Here is a 5,108-nt window from a genome sequence, read left to right as displayed (position 1 = left end):
ATATAAAAATTTTCTCTTTTTAAATAATCATTTTTTTTAATATTTATATTTTCATCATTAAGTTGATGAGCTGTAATGTTTTGATTACTTATTAATGTGAATATTATTATAAATATTAATTTTAATTGATAATTAAAAATTAGTATTTTTTTACACTCAATGTACTTTAAACTTAAAATTAAAAAGTTTCTAAAAAAATAAAAAAAATTTTTCATTATTATATTTTTAACCACTTATAGATTATTAATTTCTAATTTAGTATTTAATTACTGTTTTTGTATGTCAATATAAAAAAAAAGATATTTTTATTTATTAATAAATAATTCCTTATTTTTTGTTTTATACAAAGTAAAAAAGTGTTTTTTTTACTTACAGATATATGAACATACAAAATTATGTTCATACACAAAAACTGTATTCTTATTATAGTTCCTTTTTTTATTTTTTTCAAGTTTACTATTTAAAAATATATTACACATGTAAGATTAATTTAAAAATATCTTTTTTTATAAAAGTATTATAAAAGATTATATATTAAAAAAAAAATAAAAAAGTTCTTTAGAATCAAAGGGTTACGTCATTTATTTTTTTTTTTTGCTACTTGCTATCCCGAGTTTTGCTACTTGCTATCCCGAGTTTTGCTACTTGCTATCCCGAGTCACCTACTTGCTATCCCGAGTCAACCTACTTGCTATCCCGAGTCAACCTACTTGCTATCCCGATATCTCTAAAAATAAATTATTTATATAACTTGACACATATAAAACTTTTATATAAAATAACTTTTGTATGTTATATATAAAAAAATTATGTGTTAAAATAAATTTTTTTAAAAAAATAAAAAAATTTAATTTATAAGATAATGAATGTATAAAAATCTATATAATAGAATTAATAAATTAATTAATGAAAATAATTCTTCTTTAAAAAAAAAGAAGAATTATTATGGTACATCTTATTTTCTAAAAAATAATGGAAAACTTATTAAAAAAATGCCTGTTATTTCAGATAATAAGAGATCTATTCCTAATATAATGCTTCGAAGTTCATTATTTGGAGTAATTAAAAAAGGTAATAGAAAATATGAAAAAAATGTTTTAAAAACAACTTTAAATGGTATTTTTATACGTTTTACAGGTGAAAGTTTAGATCAAACTGATTTAGATGTTTGGCTAGAATGTTTACATAGATTAAAAAAAGTTCCTTTAGGAGAAAAAGTTAAATTTAAAACTTATAATTTTTTAAAATCTATAAATAGAAAAACTGGTAGAAGTGATTATGAATGGTTAAAATCTTGTTTAATTAGATTGTCTGTATGTTGTATAGAAATAAGAGATGAACATTTCTTTTATGTAGGACATTTATTACATGAATGGTATAGAAATGAAAAAACAAAAGAATATATAATTATATTAAATAAAAAAATAATTTATTTTTTTACTGATGCAATGTGGACAGGAATTTCTTTAAAAGAAAGAATGAAATTAAAAGGTAAATCATTATCGCAATGGATACATTGTTTTTATTGTTCTCACAAAAATCCTTTATCTTATAAAGTACAAACTTTACAAAAACTTTGTGGTAGTAGTATTATTGTACTTTGGAAATTTAGACAAAATTTAAAAAAATCACTAGAAGAAGTCTCATTTGCAACAGGATGGAAATGTTTAATTGATATTAATGATCACGTACATATTAAAAAATAAAAAATGGAATATTTTTATTATATATGATAAATTACAAGATATATTCCAAAATTTTTTATTATAATTTATGACTAATAAAATTAATATAAATTGTGATTTTTATTTTTCAAAAAATTTATTATATAAAATTATAACTATAAATAACTTTGAATTTTATATAAAAAATATTTATAACAAAATAAAAAATGATAGTTCTATTATAAGTATAGCTTTTTTAGGACCTAAAGGTACTTATTCTAATTTAGCTACATTAACTTATATTAAAAATTTTTTTTTTAATAAAAAAAAAATTTTTAATATAAGTTGTAATAGTTTTGATGAATTATTCTCTTATATGGAAAGAAATATTATTAATTTTGCCATAGTTCCTATAGAAAATAATTGTTCTGGAATAATAAGTAAAGTAAATAATTTGTTTAAAAATAGTTCTTTGAAAATTCATTTTAAATTTAAAATACCAATTAAACATTGTTTAATAACATTTGATAAATCTAAAAACATTAATAATATTAATCATGTTTTTAGTCATAATGAACCATTTAAACAGTGTAGTACTTTCATAAATAAATATCCTTTATGGAAAAAACATTTTTGCAAAAGTACCGCAATTGCAATAAAAAAAATATTTCAATTTAAAGTAAAAAATTTTGCTGCTATAGGAAATAAAGAAACAGCTGAATTTTATAAATTAAATATCATAAAAACTCATTCATTATCAAATAAACTAAATAATAAAACTAAATTTTTAGTTTTAAAAAATTAAAAATTTAAAAAATAAATAAAATCAAAAATTTATTTTACCTCACATGTAACTGCATAAGAAGAACTATTTATACCTTCAATTTCTTCTTTAGTTATAAAATTATAAAAATAATACAATGGTCTAGGAATATATGCTTTAATTGTCCAACTTGAAGTCCAAACTTCCGCGAAATCAGTAGTTAAAGGCCATCCATAATTACTAAATATCTCATCACTAGGATGTGCAGCTAAAAGATAAGCAACTTTAAATTTATCTGGAACTTCACCATTTCTAATATTCTTACAGTATAATACTGCGTTATCCCAAGTTAATGCAGCCCAGTCTTCATTTAAATGATGACGAACAACATCTCCCCTAAATTCTTGCATTAATGGTGGTCTAAAAAATTTAGTCCCATTAACTTCTATAATATCAGTCATATGACCATACATATTGGCATTAGGAGTATCAGGACTAGTACTTACTGTATATATAAAAGAAATTCTTTTTCTGATATAATTATCAGCAATAAAATCTAATTCAGTTTTAACACCAATACCTTGAGGATCAAACATACGTATAGGTATTTGACCAAAACTATTTGTATAAAACAAAAATTTTCTACCAGTATATGATTTTTCTGTTCTTAAATTATAAATACGTAATAAACCAGAATCTTTACGTATTCTACCTTGACGATCCTTAATAGATACTGTTTCTATTCTAACTGAAGCATTACCTAATCTACTGCCTTTTTTATCAAATACAAGTATAGTCATTGGAATAGCATCACCAACTTTAGCTTTATAAACATTGGTTACAATTTGGATATTATCTGCTGAAGGATTTATTATACTTACATAATCATATAAATTTTTATTAATTCTCTTATTTACCTTTACTCCTAAAAAAATTTTATTAGCAATAGATTCACTAGTTATTTCTGCAGAATATGTCCCTTTAGGTTTCTCTATTATCTTAGAAATATGTACATTATGTTTTTCTGTTGTTCCTTTATAAACTATAAATTCTAAATTTTTTATATTAGCAATAACATTGTTATTCATATCCCTTGCTTCAAATATAACTTTTGCAGATTCTCTATTTACTAATATTTGTTTAGGAAAAACAGTAAATGTTGAAAATGTCCTATTTATATTAGGTTTTAAAACAGTTACATCTATATAAGATATAGATTTATTATTATAAATATCAAAAGCTGTTAATTTAATCCTATAATGATTTTTATTAATATTTCGAAAATTATATTTGGGTAATACAAGAATATAATTATAACCCACTCCTTTTTTAATATAACCATCATTCTTATTAAATTCTTCAGTATTATTAAAAATCATATTCTTAAAATAATCGATTGAATCGACTTTAATATTTAATGAATTTTCAGTTCCAGGATAATTTATTATTTTATGTAATGTTTCCAATTTAATTAAATGTTTTTTTCTATATTCTAATACTATATTATCGTTTCTATCTACAAAATCATATTTATTTCTTTTTATAGAAGAAGAAATAAATATATTTTCTTCATTAGGTCGAATTTGATTTTCCCAAGGCATACCAAATTTAAAATTTAAACTAATACCGAAACTACTATTAGTTTCACCTGATAAAGTTAACACTTTTCCAGCTGAAAAAACTAATGCAGGTATTGGCCTATAAGATATTCCTATTATAAATATACATGGAGAAAACAATTTTTTATGTTCAATATTAAAATACTTTTCTTTAAAACCTATATTTCCATAATATTTTTCATAAGAAAGATTCAAAATAATTTCTGGTATTTTAGGAAAAAATCCTTCTATTTTAATATCCCATCCATTAACAGGTCTTTCATAATATTCATTATAATTAAAAAACTTATCACCTTTAGAAAAATTAATATCATTAAAAAATAATTTTTGACTATCTAAATGATTCCATCCACTTAGTCTAAAATAAGTATTTGCACTTAATTTAAAAAAATTTTGCCAATATTCAATACCAATACTAGTCCTAGTGTTTTCATGAAAAACATCATAATCTAAAAAATTATTTATACCCAACATATAATTTTTATTAAATTTTCTAAATCCAATACCAATATTTAATTGATTTCTATTATCAGATTTATGAATGCTGTTTTGGATAAAAAATAAATAATCTTTTTTTTCAAAAAGTGATAAAAATATTTTAATTTCAGAATTACTTAAAGATAAATTTTCATCTAAATTTAAACTTACTAAACTTCTTCCTTTAAGATTAAATAAACCAAATATATCTTTTACCTTATTATTTAGCTGATTATTTAATTCTTCGTTTACTACATTTATAAAACTATTTTTTAAAATATTAAGAATTTCTTCTTTATTATTTAACCCATGTTTTATTAAATTTGTTGTTTGTAATATGAAATTAAATAAATTTTTCTCATTAAAATTTTCAGTAAATTGTGATGTTTTATATTTTTTCAAATAATTTTTATCAGATCCATTTTTTAAATGAACTAACTGAGAAATATTTTCATGAAAAATTTTTAAAAAATTCTCTTCATCGATGTTATTAATAATATCGTCTTTAATATAAAAATTTTCTCTTTTTAAATAATCATTTTTTTTAATATTTATATTTTCATCATTAAGTTGATGAGCTGTAAT

General features: G+C 20.5%; 3 protein-coding genes. 2 read left to right on the top strand and 1 reads right to left on the bottom strand.

Translation table 11 applies throughout. From position 1 onward, the window contains the following. Positions 1-866: 866 nt before the first annotated feature. Positions 867-1,706 carry a plasmid replication initiator TrfA gene (gene trfA, locus GJT82_RS02420; RefSeq protein WP_168820067.1) on the top strand — a complete coding sequence of 280 codons (840 nt, stop codon included), beginning with the start codon at positions 867-869 and terminating at the stop codon, positions 1,704-1,706. A gap of 67 nt (positions 1,707-1,773) precedes the next feature. Then, positions 1,774-2,469: a prephenate dehydratase domain-containing protein gene (locus tag GJT82_RS02415; protein ID WP_168820065.1), complete on the top strand. Its 696-nt coding sequence runs from the start codon at positions 1,774-1,776 to the stop codon at positions 2,467-2,469. Positions 2,470-2,498: 29 nt separating this feature from the next. On the opposite strand, the gene GJT82_RS02410 is transcribed toward GJT82_RS02415, so the two are convergent. After that, the gene (locus tag GJT82_RS02410; RefSeq protein WP_168820069.1) at positions 2,499-4,925 is read right to left on the bottom strand and encodes an inverse autotransporter beta domain-containing protein; all 2,427 of its coding nucleotides are present in this window, start codon (positions 4,923-4,925) and stop codon (positions 2,499-2,501) included. Positions 4,926-5,108: the final 183 nt, after the last annotated feature.

It is taken from the genome of Enterobacteriaceae endosymbiont of Plateumaris rustica (genome assembly GCF_012562965.1).
Lineage (GTDB): Bacteria > Pseudomonadota > Gammaproteobacteria > Enterobacterales > Enterobacteriaceae.
The sequence above is the reverse complement of the archived record's forward strand: the minus strand, read 5'-3'. Positions and strand labels throughout refer to the sequence as shown.

Coding starts and splice junctions, on each gene's coding strand:
- trfA (WP_168820067.1), top strand. CDS start 867: ATGTATAAAAATCTATATAATAGAATTAATAAATTAATTAATGAAAAT.
- GJT82_RS02415 (WP_168820065.1), top strand. CDS start 1,774: ATGACTAATAAAATTAATATAAATTGTGATTTTTATTTTTCAAAAAAT.